The sequence below is a fragment of the Asticcacaulis aquihabitans genome (assembly GCF_032490435.1).
In the GTDB taxonomy this organism is placed as follows: domain Bacteria; phylum Pseudomonadota; class Alphaproteobacteria; order Caulobacterales; family Caulobacteraceae; genus Asticcacaulis.
Genome location: NZ_JAVGWM010000005.1, coordinates 267014 through 283704 on the forward strand (window position 1 = coordinate 267014; position 16691 = coordinate 283704).

12 protein-coding genes and 3 tRNA genes are annotated in these 16691 nt (G+C 56.3%); 9 read left to right on the forward strand and 6 right to left on the reverse strand.

Annotation, left to right across the window (positions count from 1 at the left end):
• Positions 1 to 4: 4 nt before the first annotated feature.
• Entirely contained in the window at positions 5 to 1459 is a 1455-nt protein-coding gene (locus tag RCJ00_RS18960; RefSeq protein ID WP_316223902.1) for a S10 family peptidase, read from the reverse strand.
• Positions 1460 to 1755: 296 nt separating this feature from the next.
• Between RCJ00_RS18960 and RCJ00_RS18965 the strand changes: the two genes are divergently transcribed.
• From RCJ00_RS18965 to RCJ00_RS18980, 4 genes are all read left to right on the forward strand, one after another.
• The gene (locus tag RCJ00_RS18965) at positions 1756 to 3018 is read left to right on the forward strand and encodes an aminotransferase class V-fold PLP-dependent enzyme (RefSeq protein ID WP_316223903.1); all 1263 of its coding nucleotides are present in this window, start codon (positions 1756 to 1758) and stop codon (positions 3016 to 3018) included.
• Positions 3019 to 3273: 255 nt separating this feature from the next.
• Positions 3274 to 4797, forward strand: coding sequence for a M61 family metallopeptidase (locus RCJ00_RS18970; RefSeq protein WP_316223904.1), 1524 nt, complete (start codon positions 3274 to 3276; stop codon positions 4795 to 4797).
• A gap of 307 nt (positions 4798 to 5104) precedes the next feature.
• Entirely contained in the window at positions 5105 to 7327 is a 2223-nt protein-coding gene (locus tag RCJ00_RS18975) for a TonB-dependent receptor (RefSeq protein WP_316223905.1), read from the forward strand.
• A gap of 137 nt (positions 7328 to 7464) precedes the next feature.
• Positions 7465 to 9180: a M61 family metallopeptidase gene (locus RCJ00_RS18980; RefSeq protein ID WP_316223906.1), complete on the forward strand. Its 1716-nt coding sequence runs from the start codon at positions 7465 to 7467 to the stop codon at positions 9178 to 9180.
• Between the two features lie 239 nt (positions 9181 to 9419).
• On the opposite strand, the gene RCJ00_RS18985 is transcribed toward RCJ00_RS18980, so the two are convergent.
• Together RCJ00_RS18985 and RCJ00_RS18990 are read right to left on the reverse strand one after the other, a co-directional pair.
• Positions 9420 to 9824, reverse strand: a complete 405-nt coding sequence (locus RCJ00_RS18985; protein WP_316223907.1) for a response regulator — start codon at positions 9822 to 9824, stop codon at positions 9420 to 9422.
• Positions 9825 to 9956: 132 nt separating this feature from the next.
• Positions 9957 to 11099, reverse strand: coding sequence for a sensor histidine kinase (locus RCJ00_RS18990; protein ID WP_316223908.1), 1143 nt, complete (start codon positions 11097 to 11099; stop codon positions 9957 to 9959).
• Between the two features lie 353 nt (positions 11100 to 11452).
• Between RCJ00_RS18990 and RCJ00_RS18995 the strand changes: the two genes are divergently transcribed.
• On the forward strand, positions 11453 to 11662 hold the full coding sequence (locus RCJ00_RS18995) for a cold-shock protein (RefSeq protein ID WP_316223909.1): 210 nt from the start codon (positions 11453 to 11455) through the stop codon (positions 11660 to 11662).
• 201 nt (positions 11663 to 11863) lie between these two features.
• Here the strand turns inward: RCJ00_RS18995 and RCJ00_RS19000 are convergent.
• Positions 11864 to 11939 (reverse strand) — tRNA-Thr (locus tag RCJ00_RS19000).
• Positions 11940 to 12099: 160 nt separating this feature from the next.
• Between RCJ00_RS19000 and metG the strand changes: the two genes are divergently transcribed.
• Both metG and RCJ00_RS19010 read left to right on the forward strand, forming a co-directional pair.
• Positions 12100 to 13815, forward strand: a complete 1716-nt coding sequence (gene metG, locus RCJ00_RS19005; protein WP_316223910.1) for a methionine--tRNA ligase — start codon at positions 12100 to 12102, stop codon at positions 13813 to 13815.
• Between the two features lie 99 nt (positions 13816 to 13914).
• Positions 13915 to 14337 (forward strand): DUF805 domain-containing protein, encoded by a 423-nt coding sequence (locus RCJ00_RS19010; RefSeq protein ID WP_316223911.1) that lies wholly within the window; start codon positions 13915 to 13917, stop codon positions 14335 to 14337.
• Here the strand turns inward: RCJ00_RS19010 and RCJ00_RS19015 are convergent.
• Positions 14334 to 15125, reverse strand: a complete 792-nt coding sequence (locus RCJ00_RS19015; RefSeq protein WP_316223912.1) for a YjbE family putative metal transport protein — start codon at positions 15123 to 15125, stop codon at positions 14334 to 14336. The two genes, RCJ00_RS19010 and RCJ00_RS19015, sit on opposite strands and share 4 nt — an antisense overlap.
• An 84-nt stretch (positions 15126 to 15209) precedes the next feature.
• Positions 15210 to 16100 (reverse strand): 23S rRNA (guanosine(2251)-2'-O)-methyltransferase RlmB, encoded by an 891-nt coding sequence (gene rlmB / locus RCJ00_RS19020; protein WP_411267565.1) that lies wholly within the window; start codon positions 16098 to 16100, stop codon positions 15210 to 15212.
• 163 nt (positions 16101 to 16263) lie between these two features.
• Here rlmB and RCJ00_RS19025 point away from each other — a divergent pair.
• Both RCJ00_RS19025 and RCJ00_RS19030 read left to right on the forward strand, forming a co-directional pair.
• Positions 16264 to 16347: transfer RNA gene (locus RCJ00_RS19025), tRNA-Tyr, on the forward strand.
• Between the two features lie 87 nt (positions 16348 to 16434).
• Positions 16435 to 16508, forward strand: a tRNA-Gly gene (locus RCJ00_RS19030).
• The last annotated feature ends 183 nt before the right edge of the window (positions 16509 to 16691 follow it).

Sequence of the window (16691 nt, forward strand, 5' to 3'; positions counted from 1 at the left end):
CCGTTTACGGCTGGGGCGTGAGAAAGGTGCGGATCTGATCAGCTTTTGCGCTCAGATCGTCGGCGGGATTGAAGACCGAATGGCCGGTCGGGTAGGCCTCGAAGCGGACACGGTCAAGCGGCGCATCGCTGTGCTCGATGGCGTAGCGCGCGCTCCATAACGGCGTGGCGAGATCGTAATAGCCGCCGACCACCATCATCCGCACCCCGGGTCGGTCCTTCATCAGGCGCGCCAATTCAGGGGTGACGTTGAGCGCAAATTTTTGTTCATCCCTTACGTCCGACCAGTTCCACCGGAAATTCAGGTCAAGCGACAGGCTGACATAGTCGCTGGTTACCGGCACCTTCAGTTCGTCGTGTAGATAGGCGGTGATAAGGGGGGAGGTGATAACATTGCTCTTACCTAGGCCCAGTGACGGATCATTGGCGGCGGCGGAGCGATCGGCATTGAGTGGCGGCGCCTTAATGGCGGTGACACGCATATCGAGACGGCCAGTATCCAGGTTTTGAGCGGCATTGAGGTTTGACAGGAAAACGTCGCTGTCGATGCGCAGATTGGCATTGGCAATCAGGTCAGCAGAAATACCGGTGAAATCCGCCAGTTCTTTCGCCACGAAAGCGCGCTCGTTTTCACTCAGGGCGGCGCCTTTGATCAGGGCCGGCGCATAGGTGTTGATAGAAAAGTTCTGCGCGGATGCGACAACGTCGGCGAGCGAGCGCTGCTTCCGGTCCACTTTCCGGTGATACCAGGCCCCGGCGGCCAGCGTCGGCAATTGTAGCACCTGCGTCATGTCGGCGCTTGTTGAGAAATCAAGCGCCGGAGAGATCAACAACAGCCCTTTGAGGTGGATCGGGGTCTTTTGATCGACCATTTGGCCGGCAATGACCGCCAGTCGTGCGCCACCGTAGCTTTCGCCGGCGATAAAGATGGGCGAGGCTTCGCGGTTGTTGGATTTGAGCCAGTTCGTTATCACCGTCAGGACAGCGGCGGCATCATGGTTGACACCTAGGAACTGGCCAACCTCATCGGGTCGGAAGGTGCGGCTAAGGCCGGTGCCGACCGGGTCAATAAAGACGAGATCGGCGCTGTCGAGCAGGGTGTTGGGGTTATCGATAATGTGGGCGTTTTTGCCCTCGCTGCGAATGCGCGGACCAAAGGCCGACATATGCAGAGGTGAAGATGATGCACCGGGACCGCCGTTGAAAAAAAACATCACGGGGCGCTTGGTATCGTCTTTTACGCCGTCAAGCACATAGGAGATAGCCGACAAGGTGACAACAGGCTGGCCACTGGCGTTTTTCAGCTCAGTCTCGGTGAAAGCGGCGTCATAAGCCAGAGGCGTTTTGCCAGTTTTAAGCACATGATGGGTGACAATTGGTGCCGTCTCAGCCAGGGCGGGCGCAACTGCAGTCATCAGTGTCATGCAGGCAATGAGCGGAACGAGAGAGCCGGATTTCATAAGCATGCCGTGCTATTCCAAACGAGGTCTACTGATGGACTAGATTAGCAGGCGTGGGCGGGATTTTAAGGTTAAATAGGCTAGCGCGTTGCGATATTTTGCATAATATATGCAAATATATCGCATTTTCGCATCATTTTACCGAAGTCTTTTAAAGGTCGTGCGCATAGATCATGTTGGATATGCCCGTCTTTATGCATCAGAATTGCGCGAAACGTGTGAACCGGGCTAGTTGAGGCAAGATTATTCTGCGCCAGCAGATATGCTGGATAGCTGAAATAAGGAGTGTCCACGCCATGACCGTTACCCGTCGCCATTGGTTGAAATCGGCTGGTGCCGTATCTGTGGGCGCCGCGGCTTCCACTGTAACGGCGCACGCGTCCGCTGCCCCCTCAGATCCGTATGCAGGTCCATCCATGCCCACTGTCTTCCCCGATAAGGCCGGGTTTGGCCACATGGACGTCACCTATCTTAATGCCGGCACCTACCATCCGTTCAGCCGGGGGGCACGTGCAGCGCTCGATGCCTATAATTCTCATCGCTCTCTTGATCCGGCCTACGCCGATCTCCAGGTCGATGAAGCGCGCGTGCTGGACAAATTCGCCAGACTGATCAATGCTGACAAGGGGGAGGTTGCCTTTGTGCAGTCGACCACTATGGGCGAGAACATGATCGTGTCCGGGCTTGGGCTGGCCGAAAGCCAGGCGCGCATCGTCACCGATAGTCTCCATTTCTTCGGCTCAATTCCCCTCTATGAAGAGCTGCAAAAGCAGGGCTGCGATGTCGTCTGGGTCAGAGACCGGGACGGCCGCATCGATCTCGACGACATGAAGAAGGCCATCACGCCGGGCACCAAATTCGTTGCGTTGTCACTGGTCTCGACCATCAATGGTTTCCAACATGATCTCAAGGCGGTATGCGAGTTGGCACATGCGCAAGGCGCGCTGGTCTATGCCGATATCGTTCATGCAGCAGGCTGCATCCCGGTTGATGTCAAGGCCACCGGTGTCGATTTTGCTGCCTGCGCCAGTTACAAATGGCTGATGGGAGACTTCGGCCTGGGCTTCGTCTATGCCCGTAAGGATGTCCAGCACCTGATCAGGCGCCCGCTCGTCGGCTACTACGCCCTGGGCGCCTTCAAAAGCCACTTGTATCCTTTCGACACGCCGGGCGACATGCCTGCCGATTATACCTTTGAGGACAGTGCCAAAGGTCTATTCGCTGTCGGTACCAGTTCTGAATCCTTGCTGGCCCAGCTCGATTATTCCCTCGGTTATCTGCTGACCAATGGGCCTGATCGCATCCAGGCGCACGCCAAGCCCCTGACGGATCGTCTTAAGGCCGAATTGCCAAAGCTCGGCTACACGCTGATGACGCCGCTTGACTGTCCCACGCCGATGGTGGCCTGCGTCTACCAGAACGCACGAGCGCTCGATGCCCGTCTGACGGCAGGTAAGGTCAGTATAAGCCTGTCCGCGAATCGTTTCCGCTTCTCGGTGTCGGTCTTCAACGATGATGCCGACATCGCGCGGGCGCTGAGCGTGCTCGGCAGAGCATAGATTATGCGGGCTGACCTTCGCCGTGTCGTGTCTTCGCAAGGAAAAACCGCGACCTACCGGCTAACATACGCGTTGCGCGTCGAACCGTAGGCGCGTGTGTAAGCGTGCGGGCAGGGCCGCGTCTCTCCGGGCGCGGCCCTGCCGACGATCGCGCATAAATCATGCTGATATTCGGCCTTTCCGGTTTGAACTGGCAAAGATTTCTCTCTGCATTGGTGTAGATTGTCCTCACGGTTTATGATGAGGAGCAGCGGTATGTCCGGACACAAGCGCCTTTTGCGAGCAGGCTTTGCCGCCGCAAGCGTTGCCACTGTTATAACGGGTTCTGTCAAGGCTGAACCGACACTTGATATGACGTGGAAACCGGTCAGCGACGTCGAGGGCGAGGTCTTTGCCATCGCTGTGAAGCAGGTAGTCAATGGCGTGGCGGTGGCAGATGGCAAGCCTCTGAGCTTCAGCGCGCCCGTTGTCTACGCCGCCGTCACCGGCGTGGCTGACCGCATTCAGAATTTGCAGGTCAGTGACGCGCAAGGCGTCGTTGCGCTGACCGTCGATGAGGATAAGCCCGTCCCCGGCGGGATGCCTTACTATAGGCACTGGCGGGCGGCGAGAGCCGTCACCTATCCGGTGACGGTCAGCTATACAGCAGGCGTCCAACCACCGGGCAGCCCGAGCGGGCCAGCCTTCGGTATCCGACCGGCGGAGGGCGGAATCAGCGGGTCTGGCGGCGGTTTCCTGCTCCTGCCGGAAAATGCCGGCACGACCGTGACCCGCGTGGCATGGGATCTGAGTGCATTGCCCCCAGGCTCGATGGGCGTCACCACCTTTGGTGAAGGTGCGTTCGAGGTGAATGGGGACCCGGATGCGGTTACAGAGGGCTGGATAATGGCGGGGCCATTGCACCATCTCGCCTCAAAGGACAACCGCCATTTTCATGCTTACTGGCTGGGCAAACCCACCTTTGACGCCGAGGCCGAAATGGCATGGGCCGCCAAAGGTTATGATGTGCTGAGCAGGTCTTACAAGTATCTCGACCCGGCGCCGGATTATCGTGTCTTCCTGCGTGTGCTCGATACGCCGCCCTATGGCGGTGGCACGGCGCTTGGCAACTCCTTCATGCTGTCCATGGCCAGCGGCAAGGCGCGCGATATTCATGACACGCGCATCACGATTTTCCACGAGATGGGACACCAGTGGGCGGGTGACTTCGATGGCGGTGTTGCAAGCGCCTGGTTTATCGAGGGGCTGAACGTCTACTACACCACCCTTCTGCCCCTGCGTGGTGGACTGGTCAGCGTCGAGGATTATGGCAAGCTGCTGAACGCGCAGGCGCGCGACTACTACACCAGTCCGGCCCTGCATTGGTCGGCGGCAAAGATAGTCGAAACCGGCTTTGGCGATGAAAAGATCCGGCATACGCCCTATATGCGCGGCCAACTCTATTTCGCTGATCTTGACGCGCAGATCCGTAAAAAATCACACGGCAAGCATACGCTCGACAGCTTCCTGGCCCCTATGTTCGTGGCGCGCCATAACGGCGCAAAAATCGACCAGCCCTATTGGGAGGCCATGCTGTTGAAAGAGCTTGGACCGCAGGCCGTGATGGACTTCCGCGCCATCAATATCGACGGCACCAAGGTTATCGATCCTGCGTCCGCATCCTGGGGGCCCTGCTTCAGGCGTCAGGCCACGTCCATGAAAAGCGGAGACGAGGCCGTGATCGGCTATCAATGGGTGCGGGTCAAGAACGTGCCTGATGACAGGTGCGCTAACTGGTAGGTTTTTGTGTCTTATTTCCGCCGCTCAATACGAAATTAAGCGCATACGGCAGGGCCTTTCTTTGCTGCCGGCAAACCGCAGCATAAATATGCCTCCAGGCCGGTTAAGCCGAATAAATCATGTTGCGCTGCCAGATTTCACTTGCGTCTTCGCAAAGACATTCCCGCCATTCCAGCTACCTTATTAAAATCGTCAAAAAAGTGACATAACGCCTTCGGCCCCGGCCGAGCCGCGTTCAATAAGATAGCTTTTGGCACCAACGGACCGGCGAGCACGCGGGTTCGTAACGAGTAAAGGGGATTACGAGATGAAACTGAATAAGAATGCAATTTCGCTTATGGCTCTGGCCATGTCCTGCACCGCTGCCATGACCTCCGGTGTTGCTTCTGCACAGGACGTCGCGCCAACTGCGGCACCGGCCAATAACAGCGGTATTGAAGTGGTCGTCACCGCCCGTAAGCGCAGCGAACGCCTTCTCGACGTCCCGGTGCCGGTAACCTCGATCACCTCGTCAAACCTGCTGAAGAACGATGATGTCAAGCTCAGTGAAATCTACACCAAGATCCCGGGCCTCAGCGTCGTTACAGTTGGCAACGGACGTGGCACAGTGGCTATTCGTGGCATCACAACCGCAGGCTCCAACCCGACCGTCGGCTTCACGGTCGATGACGTGCCGATTGGTTCGAGCACCGGCGCCGGTATTGGTTCGGATATCTTCCCCGAAATCAACCCTTCTGACCTGAAGGCGATCGAAGTGCTGCGTGGACCGCAAGGTGCACTTTATGGCGCCAGCAGCATGGGGGGGCTGATAAAATACGTCACCCTGTCGCCCAATACGCACAGCTACAGCAGCGACATTGCTATCTCCGGCTCAACTGTGGCGCACGGCGGCCAGGGCTACGGCATCCGTGGCGGCGCTAATTTCCCACTGGTTGAGGATAAACTGGCCTTGCGCGTGAGCGGCTTCATGCGCACCGATCCAGGCTTCATCGATGATATCGACGGCCGCAAAGACACCAACTCGGCTGACAGTCACGGTATGCATGCCGCCCTGGTGTGGAATATTACGCCGGATATCAACTACACGCTGAGCGGCACCTATGATCGCACCCGCTATGACGGCACGAGCGACATGGATATCCTGATCGATCACAGCATAGTTTATGGCAAGTATGAGCATTCACGCCTAATCGGCACCGGAACCAGCGACAAGCAGATACAGCTCTATACCGGTGTGCTCAATGCCGACCTGCACTGGGCCAATCTGGCGGTAATAACAGGCTATTCCGACACCAGCTTCGACGGACCGCAAGATGTTTCCAAGGTATTCAGCCACTATATCCCGCTGCCGTCCTGGGGTATCGATAATTACGGTCAGACCAAGAAATTTACGCAGGAAGTGCGCCTGACGTCGCCGGGCGGTACCAAGCTAGATTGGTTGATTGGCGCCTATTACGGCCTGGAAAATAATCTCAATAAACAAAATGTCTATGTTGCTGACACTGCCACAGGCGCGGATATTACCAATGATATTTTTGGCGAGCCCAGCGCCTACAATATCTATCTGCCGACACGCTATATCGAAACCGCCGTTTTCGGCGGTCTGACCTACCACTTCACCGAAGAATTCGACGTGCAGGTAGGCGCGCGCTACGCCCAAAGCAGCCAGAACATTTACGAACTGGATAGCGGCGTCCTCAATGGCGGGGTTTCGGACTCAACCATGAGCTCACATGATCAGGCGACCACTTTCAGCGTCACGCCAAGCTATCACATCAGCAAAAATTTGATGGTTTATGCCCGGGTCGCCAGTGGTTATCGTCCGGGTGGCCCGAACTCGGTGCCGGGCAATCCCTTGATTCCGAAGGCCTACGCCCCCGATTATACGCTCAACAGCGAAATCGGGTTCAAGGGCATGATGTTCGACCACAAGCTGTCGGTTGATGCCTCGCTGTTCAATATCGCCTGGCAAGACATCCAGCTTGAGCAACTCGATCCCGTGACCGCTTTTTCCTACACCGGCAACGGCGGAAAGGCGCACAGCCGCGGTCTCGAATTGGCCGTGGCCTATTCACCGCTGCCTGACCTGACTGTCTCCGGTAACTATGCCTATACCGATGCAGCGCTCGATGAAGACGTCATTGTATCGAGCCTCTATGGCCTGAAGGGCGATCAGTTGCCGTTCGTCGCCAAGAATGCAGGTTCCATCTCGGCCGATAAAGGCTTCACCTTGTTCGACAAGCCGGCGCACCTGAGCGCGACGATCGCCTATATCGATACTCGTCAAAGTTTGTTTGTCAGAAAGTCAACCACCGAACGCTACGAAATGCCATCCTACGCGACGCTCGGCATGAACTTCGATATAGATCTCGGCAAGGGCCTGACGCTTAATATCTATGGCAAAAACCTGACCGATAAACTGGCATACCTGTCAGGTTCACCGCGAGACACCGTGACGCGGAGCGGGGTCTATTCCGCTGGCGTGCTGACGCCGCGTACCATCGGCCTGAGCCTGGAGAAGAAGTTCTAGGCTTCCCCTCTTTAACCCCGTGAGAACCTGCTGTTCGCCAGAGGATCTGATGCACAAAGGGTTTAAGCCTCTGACGGCGGCGTAGGACACCACACTGCGCCGCCGGCGGGGCGTGTTACAGATTCGGAGATCGCATCATGCGCCCCTTCATGCTCGCCCTTATGATCTTCATGGCGGCGGGGGCATTTTCTGCCAAAGCCGTCTGCGCAGATCCCCTGCGCCTCGATATCCGCATGACCCCGCAAGTAGTGGGAGATGCAATCACTGGCCTGAAGGTCGAGGAACATTTCAGCGCCAATGCCGGAACGCCGGCTCAGCTGTCCATTCCCCATAGTATAGCGACCCTGTTACGTATCGATGAGCGTATCACGCATGTTATGGCGCATGACGATCAAGGCGCGCTTACCCTGACGCCTCATGAAGGCGAGGGGCAACTTGGCCCATCGACCGTCTACATACCGGCGCGACCGGTCAGTGGTGATCTCGTCCTGAGCTATGACGTGGCCGTGTCGCAGGAAAAGGCTTCAGGACCAAACTGGGAACTGCGCAGCGAAGGCTTAAGTATCAGCGGTAACGGCGCCACCTTCCTCCTGCTGCCAGATGCTGAAAAACCCTATATTGTCAGCCTGACGTGGGACCTAAGTCAATTGCCGGCCGGTGCGCGCGCGATCGATTCCTACGATCGCGATCCTGCTAAGGAAACGGCGCCCTTATATCGCCTGCGTCAAACCTATGTCATGGCCGGCCAGATGGTCACCCACCCGGATGATCTGTCTCAGGCGGGTGCGTTCCGTTCGGCCTCGGTCGCCATCAATAACATCCCGCAAAAGCCGCTGCTGGAATGGTCGCAAAAGGCCTATGAGCGCATGTCCGGCTTTTTTGGCTTTCCATCTGAGCCACCTTTCACCCTTTTGCTTCGCTCGAATAACTACAACAATATGAGCGGCACGGCAGGACCGGAGGGGCTGATCGCCACGATGTCGCCGAACACACCCATGTGGGAAGTGCGCAGCCTGATCGCGCACGAGAGTGTCCACGTCTATCTGAATGGCCTGATGAACAGCGATGACGGTCTGCGCAGCGACGACACAGCCTGGTTCGGCGAGGGCGTGGCGGTCTATTATCAGCGTCAGGCGCCATTTGCCACCGGCCTGATCACGCCCGATGAGTTCCTCGAAGATCTCAACGATACAACGCGCCGCTATTACTCGAACCTGAGCAGCAGCGTAGCCATGAAAGACGCCATCGCTAATTTCTGGACCGATGCGCGCGGTCGCGTTCAGCCCTATGACCGTGGAGCGCTTTACCTGGCGGTGCTCAATGGCGAGATAATGACCCGATCCGGGGGCAGGCGCTCGATCGATGACCTTGTACGCGCCTATCTGAAACGCAAACTCACTGGTCAGTCGGTCAGCTTGCACGATTGGCTCGATCTGGTATCCGCTGAACTGGGCCCGCAGGCGCTCAAGGATTATCAGGCCATGCTCGATGGCGCCTTGCAGGTGCCCGCATCTGATGCTTTCGGACCGTGTTTTGAGCGCTATGAAGAACAGATGCCGGTTTTTGAACTGGGTTTCGCGCAGAAAAGCCTGACGCAAAATCCACGTGTCATCAGCGCGCTCGATCCGGCGTCACCGGCGGCGATGGCCGGCGTGCGTGACGGTGACAAGGTGCTGACGCCAGTGATCCTCGATCCGGCGCAGGCCCACCCCGAACAACCGATCAGCCTGCATATTGATCGGAACGGCCAGATTCTAGATATCAGCTTCAAACCGGAGGGTGCGATGACGAAAGGCTATCTGTGGCGTCGTGCGAAAGAGGTTCCGGAGACAGCTTGCCTAGGTCGAAAGTGATGTATGGGGCAAACTGTTACAAAGACTGTGTCGGCCAATCAACGGCCATGAAGGTATCATTTCGTCGCCTCGGTAACGGGCCTATAAAGGCAACGCGGCTACGATCCAACATGAGCGGAACATGCTCTACGGCGGCTCATTTGCCCCGAAGTATCCACATGCGTATGTTGAACGCCGCCGGCCTATATCTGAAACTGGGCGATCAGCACCGGAAATCACAGTCCTGAAAATTCCAATTGTCAGTGCGGTATTCGTTCAACCGACTCGATCAGTAACAAGAGCGCATCGAGATTTATCGGCTTGGTAATATGCTGATCGAAACCGGCTTCGCGAGTTTGTTTTCGCATTTCTGCGTCCCCCCAGCCTGTCTGGGCATAAACAGCCGTACCATGAAGTAGGGGGTCGGCGCGAATGCGGCGGCACACCTCAAGCCCATCCATTACGGGCATGCCGATATCCAGGAGGATGACTTGCGGAAGAAAGTCGTCAGCCATTGACACGGCAGACGGCCCATCGAAACAGGTCATAACGTCATATCCCTGGGTTTCCATAGCCCAGGTCAAGCTCATAGCCGCTGGGCGATTGTCATCGACAACGAGGATTTTCCTCTTTGGAGAACTGACTACATTCGGCGATGTGGGCATCCTAAATCCTAAATTGGCTATTTCAATCGGTAGCGTGTGCTGGACCGGAACCGCCATCAGGACTGATCAACATAGATCATGGGTTATCTGACAATTAATAAGGATGCAGTTCTAATTTTAAACGGGCGGCCTTCAGGTTGGAATAACCGGTGCATGACGCGGCAAAATTGTTGTAAAGACCGTTCCAGTCTCATCAGATGTTACGGATATTGTTCCGCCATGAGCGACAATAATCTGCTTCGTAATGTAAAGGCCAAGACCTAGATTTTGGGTATCGGCGTTGTGTTCGCCTGTTTCACCTACCTGCACGCGGGTCAGGGCATCAAAAATCCGGCTGGCGGCCTCTTTGGGTATCGGCGCGCCTGAATTGTGGACAGACATTTCTATCCGGTCAGATAGTCCCGCAATCCCTACAGTTATCGGCGTCCCTGTGAAGCCGTACTGAACGGCATTACTCAGCAGGTTTGACAGGACCTGCTCGAGTCTTGGCTGGTCCCAATCTCCGGCCAGATCACCCTGGAGCTTAATGTCGAACTGTCGGTGCGGATGCATAGATCTCATCTCGTCAACAATCTTCTTGCCCATAGAGCCAACGTCAATTGATGTCCGAGAGATGGGGAGCCCTGTTCCCAATCGCGACCGCATTAGATCGAGCAGGTTGGTGACGATTTCATTTGCACGCTCGGTGCTATCGCGGATCTGGTTTAGCATCATCTTCTCGCGTTCGCCTGAAGGGCCCAATCGGAGCATGACCTGCGCCGACATAGAGATGGCGCCAAGCGGATTGCGTATATCGTGACCTAGAATGCCCAAAAAAAGATTGCGTGCCGCGTCAAGCTTTACCGTGTAGCCGCGAATAGACTCGGTCAGGCTTTGATCGATCGCCTCGTGAAAGCGTGTGAGGTCAGTAACATCGGTATCGGAAGGGCCGGTCTTTTGCGCCAGCCACAGTTTTACGATGCTTGCGCGCAAGGCTCGATATTCAGACACCATTTGATCCATATCGTACCCGTCGTCGTGGCGGGACGACGCGTGGACCTCAGCGGCGGTCGTGTTGAGGCTGTGCGGTTTTTCACCACGCGATTTTTCGACTTGCTCTGTCTTGGATTGGAAAGAGTCAATGTCATCCGCGATAAAAGCGAGGATGGCCATGATATGATCGCGTAACCTCAGCGATGTCAGAGGACTATTGTCAGTTGAAATGGTCCGAGCGAACGTTTCCCAATCCGCGATGATCCGATCGGTATTTTCGCGTATAAAAACCGGCAAACGCATTCTGTTTCACTCCGTCATATTTACAAGCGCCAGCGTCCTGACAACCGGCCATAGCCTATCTAGATTAAAGGGGATATCGACAGTTGATGCCCGTTTACAAAAAAATATCTAATTTATTAATTGTTTAGGCCTGATTTTCGTATTTATTCTGCTTTACGGTCATTACAATTATTTATTTAACATTTGACATCCAAAATAAATTAAGTAAAAGTACGACTTCGACCCATGATTGTCTGCTGTTTTTCTTTTGCGCTTAGCAGGCGCACCTAGCGAATCCCCATTCAAAATTTGTTCGAGAGGTGCCTATGCATTCGTATGGGCACGTATAATACTGTCATTGAAAAGGGTTCATTATGAGCGCAGGTACAGTTAAGTGGTTTAATTCCACAAAAGGTTTTGGTTTCATCGAGCCGTCGAATGGCGGCCCGGATGTATTCGTTCATATCAGCGCTGTCGAACGTGCTGGCATGAATGGCCTCAATGAAGGTCAACAAATTACGTACGAACTGTTACGTGACGCGAAGTCGGGCAAGATGTCGGCCGAGCAACTCGAAGCCGCTTAAATCTCTGGCTTTCACTAGCGCAGATTTACTTTAAAGGCCGAACCCTTGGGGTTCGGCCTTTTTGATTCCTGCGCGAGGCCGCCGCGTTCACGGCGACAGACCGACAGCGACAGTAGCCGGATTTTGGCGGAATAGCTTCCGCTCAAGTGTCAGAATTTAAGGGAAATTCAATTTCTCCCCGGCGGTTACCGGAAGAGGCGCTGGTGCCGGCTACAGGAATCGAACCCGTGACCTGATGTTTACAAAACAACTGCTCTACCATCTGAGCTAAGCCGGCACATAGCGGAAGGGCCTTATGCCGAGGCTATGACGGCTTGTCCATATCTGTAACGTACGGAATGCGTATTTTTTTGCCCTTTTGCACATCATGCCTATATTTCGCGAGGCAAATTGGTTTAAGACCACGGCCTTCTCACCATTAGAGAGCGAAAATATCCATGTCCCGCATCCTGATTACCTCCGCGCTTCCCTATATCAACGGCATTAAGCACCTCGGCAACCTGGCCGGGTCGATGTTGCCGGCCGACGTCTTTGCGCGGTTCCAGAGGGCGCGGGGCCATGAGGTGCTCTATATCTGCGCCACCGACGAACATGGCACGCCGGCCGAATTGGCCGCGGCCAAGGCCGGTCAGGACGTGCGGACCTACTGCGATGAGCAACACCAGATCCAGAAGGATGCCGGGGAAAAGTTCGGCCTGTCCTATGACTGGTTCGGCAGGTCGTCTTCGCCGGAAAACCGTGAACTGACGCAGATGTTCTGCGAAGCGCTCGATCGCAATGGGCTGATCGAGGAGCGGGTCGACAAGATGGTCTTTTCCATCGATGACGGCCGCTTCCTGCCAGACCGCTATGTCGAAGGCACCTGTCCGCATTGTGGTTATGAAAAGGCGCGTGGTGATCAGTGCGACAACTGCGGGCGTCTGCTTGACCCGACCGACCTGATCAATCCTTATTCGGCCGTCTCCGGCTCGCGTAATCTTGAGGTGCGCGACACGCGCCACCTGTATCTATTGCAGACCAAGGTCGAAGGTCAGCTTCGCGACTGGATCAGCACCAAATCAGAATGGCCTCAACTGGCGCTTTCGATCGCCAACAAGCATCTGGAAGAAGGCCTGATCGATCGCGGCATCACGCGCGATCTCAAATGGGGCATCCCCGTTACCAAGGATGGCAAGCCGCGTCCTGGGTTCGAAGATAAGGTCTTCTATGTCTGGTTCGATGCGCCCATCGAATATATCGGTTCGACGCGCGAAATGTATAACGCGAAGAACGATCCGGACGGTTGGCAAAAATGGTGGCGCCTCGACAAGGGCGCCGATGATGTCCGCTATGTCGAATTCATGGGCAAGGACAATGTCGCCTTCCATACGGTGAGCTTCCCGGCCACCATCCTAGGGTCCGGTGAGCCGTGGAAGATGGTCGATACCCTGAAGGCCTTCAACTGGCTGAACTGGTACGGCGGAAAATTTTCGACATCGATGAACCGCGGTGTGTTCATGGATCAGGCCCTGGACCTGCTGCCGGCCGACTACTGGCGCTGGTATCTGATCGCCAATGCGCCTGAAAGCTCCGATTCGTCTTTCACCTGGGAACAGTTCCAGGCGACGATCAACAAGGATCTGGCCGACGTTCTGGGCAATTTCGTCAATCGTATCCTTAAGTTCACCGAGTCGAAATTTGGCGGCGTCGTGCCGTCGGGTGGAGAAGCTGGGCCGCTCGAGGGCAAACTCTATGCCGATGTTTCGGCCTTGTTGACCGAAGCCACTGAGGCGCTTGAGGCGATGGAAATGCGCAAGGCTGCACAGGCGGTTCGTCGCATCTGGGTGCTCGGAAACGAATATCTTCAGGAAGCGGCGCCGTGGACCGCTTTCAAGACGGATGTGGAGCGTGCCGGCGTCATCGTACGACATGGCCTGAATCTCGTGCGCTTGTACGCGGTTCTGGCCCAGCCGATCATCCCCTTCGCTGCGCAATCGATCGCGGACTGCGTCGGCGTGAGCCTGCCGCTTGCCTGGCCGTCGGCCGATGCGCGCGCCGAGCTGTCCAAACTTGAAGCCGGGCAGGGCGTCCAGTCGGGCGAGGTCCTGTTCAAGAAGATTGACGATGACATGGTGGCGGATTGGGCCGCGCGTTTCGGTGGCAGCGAAGCCTAACCTTACCGAAGCTTCATAAAGTTACGAAGAATTCAGTAGGCGAGAGGACGGTCAGCGCTATAATCGTTGCAATATCAACGATTGTGCGGAGCTTTTCCGATGTCACTGGCCCAATTTCTGTTTAGCTTTCAAGGCCGCGTTCGCCGCTTGCACCTATGGCTGTTTCTGTTAGCCCTGTCGGTCGCCTATGGCGGTCTGTTCTGGCAGTTCGGGCATTTCCATGTCGACCACGGTGGCGGCTGGATGAACGGTAGCCACTATGCTTGGTATGGTCCAGGCTTCTATTTCGTTTCCCACAATCCGGCGTTCGGCCTTTTTGCCCTGGTCGCCGTGTGGATGAAATTGGCGGTTCTGGTGAAGCGTTGGCACGATCACGACAAGTCCGGATGGTGGATGCTGATCGGCCTGATCCCCTTTATCGGCGGGTTGTGGATCTTGATCGAGTGCGGCTTCCTTGACGGCACGCAGGGCCCGAACCGGTTTGGGCCATCCCCGAAGGGCTTGATGCGCGAAGCCTATTAAGCCTTGGTGAGGCCGGCGAAGAACTGTTGCCACCAGGTTCCCATGTCGCGCGCCATGACGGGTATGCATTTCAGCGTGGTGTCGCAGTGGCCGAATTCCCAAATCTGGTGGCCGCCCTCCCAGATCATCTTGAGCGCCACGAACAGAACGACGGCGACGCCCGCATAGGCAATCCAGCGATATTTGTGCAGAATGTTGGCGATGAAGTTGGCGGCGACGCCCATGGCAGCAATCGACAGCAGAAGCCCGAAGACCAGAATAGGCACGTGATGCTGGGCAGCGCCGGCCACGGCCAGCACGTTGTCCAAGGACATGGAAATGTCCGCCGCCAGGATTTGCAGCGTCGCCGACAACAAGGTCTTGGTCTTGCCTGATTGGGCCTTTGCTCTGGCTTCGGCCTCGGCGGCTGCCACCTTGGCTGCCATGTCCGGGTCGTCGAGTCCGATATTGGCTTTCGCCGCGTTGACGACAGCCGCCTCGGCGGCCTGGGTTTCGTGGTGTTCGATCAGTTCGCGCCACATCTTCCAGCACACCCATAGCAGCAATACACCACCGGCCAGCAGCAGGCCGACGATGTTCAGCAGTTCTACGGTGAGCAGTACGAAACCGATGCGCAGGACGACTGCGCCGATCAGCCCGTACACGATGGCCAGCCGCCGTTTGTCCGGCGCGAGGCCGGCCGCAGCGATGCCCACGGCAACCGCATTGTCGCCGGCCATCACGACGTCGATGAAGATGACCTGCACGAGGGCGAGGCCCTGCGACAGCAGGGTGGGGTCGATAGTCATGAATGAGGTCTCGATCGCCACTGCACACCTTGGGATTTCATGCTGGTTCTTCTAGATAAGGCATGGACCCGTGGTGTCAACGCCTTATACCCGCGCACACGCCTCATATAAGGATATGGAGGCGGCGTGACTGACATTGAGGCTCTCGAAGCCGCCCGGCATGGGAATGCGCGCCAGATGGTCGCAATGTTCAGCCACCAGGCGGCGGATGCCTTCGCCTTCGGCGCCCAGCACCAAAACGAGTTTTTTCAGAGTGTCGCCCCAGCCCTGCTGGGCGAGTAGTTCGTGAAGGTTGAACTCACCTTCTCCCGCCAATCCGATGCTGACATAGCCGTTTTCGGTCAGCGTTTCGAGCGCGCGCGACAGGTTGGTCACGCGCGCGAACGGAACCACATCCACCGCGCCGACGGCTGTCTTGGCCAGGACGCCTTGCAAGGGGGGAGAGTGTCGATCCTGGAGAATCAGACCCCGGGCGCCGAAAGCAGCGGCGGAGCGGAAGATGGCGCCAATATTCTGTGGATCAGTGACCTGATCCAGCATCAGGATAACGCCGTCGCCCCGTTCCATGAGGTCGTCAAGCGATTCGCCCTCCAGCACAGGGGCATGCATCGCCATGCCCTGATGCACGGCATCCGGGGGCAAAAGACGCGATATTTCGACCGGCGGCAGAACGCTGATCTTGATTTCCGTCCGCTTGAAAAGGGCTGGCGGGGCCGATTTCGCGCGCTCTTCGCTCAAAAACAGGCGAATTTGGCTGGTCCGCGCAGAATTTTTCAAGGCGGCTTCGACGGCGTGCACGCCCCACAACCAGCCATCATAATTTGCTTTAGATTTATGATTTTGTTGAGGTTTTATGCGTCGTTCTTCTTCACGTGGCGGCTTTGGTCCCGCAGGTTTGCTCCTGTCCACAAAATTTTGTGACCTGTTTTTCGCTGAATGCGATTTACGGTCGTTGCGTTCACGAAAAGAGGACACTATAAGACGCGCTCCGATTTGAGGCCTTGGGAAAGGCTTTTTGATAACTCCGGACGGTCTTTACGACCAAAGCCTGTGAATCAAAAAGTTTTTTTTCACTTTAGGGCTTGAGCTTTTTCGGAAGCTCGGGTTTAAGGCGTCCGGCTAGACTTTGTGAGTGTTTGGGGGAATGTCCCGAGCGGCAAAGGGGGGGGACTGTAAATCCCCTGCGTAAGCTTCGCAGGTTCGAGTCCTGCTTCCCCCACCATCACTCAAGTCAGCTAGACAGGTTCTCCAGTCAAACACACGCAGAAACGGCGCCCCTCCCCGGGGCGGCGGTTCACGGCCCTTTCGGGCGGGTATAGCACAATGGTAGTGCAGCAGCCTTCCAAGCTGAGGATGTCGGTTCGATCCCGTCTACCCGCTCCAGAAATCATCTCGTGAAAAGGTTTTGGCCTTCGGGCCACTGCCGCTTTTCGCGGTCCGATGTTGAAAGTCTGAAGCCGGGACGGTCCTCGCTTCGACTTGCCCCTATAGTTAGCTGTTTTGGCTGGCCAAAACGGTGTCACATTTCAACCTGAGCCCGCTTGGGCAAACTGGAGCCTTACGAGT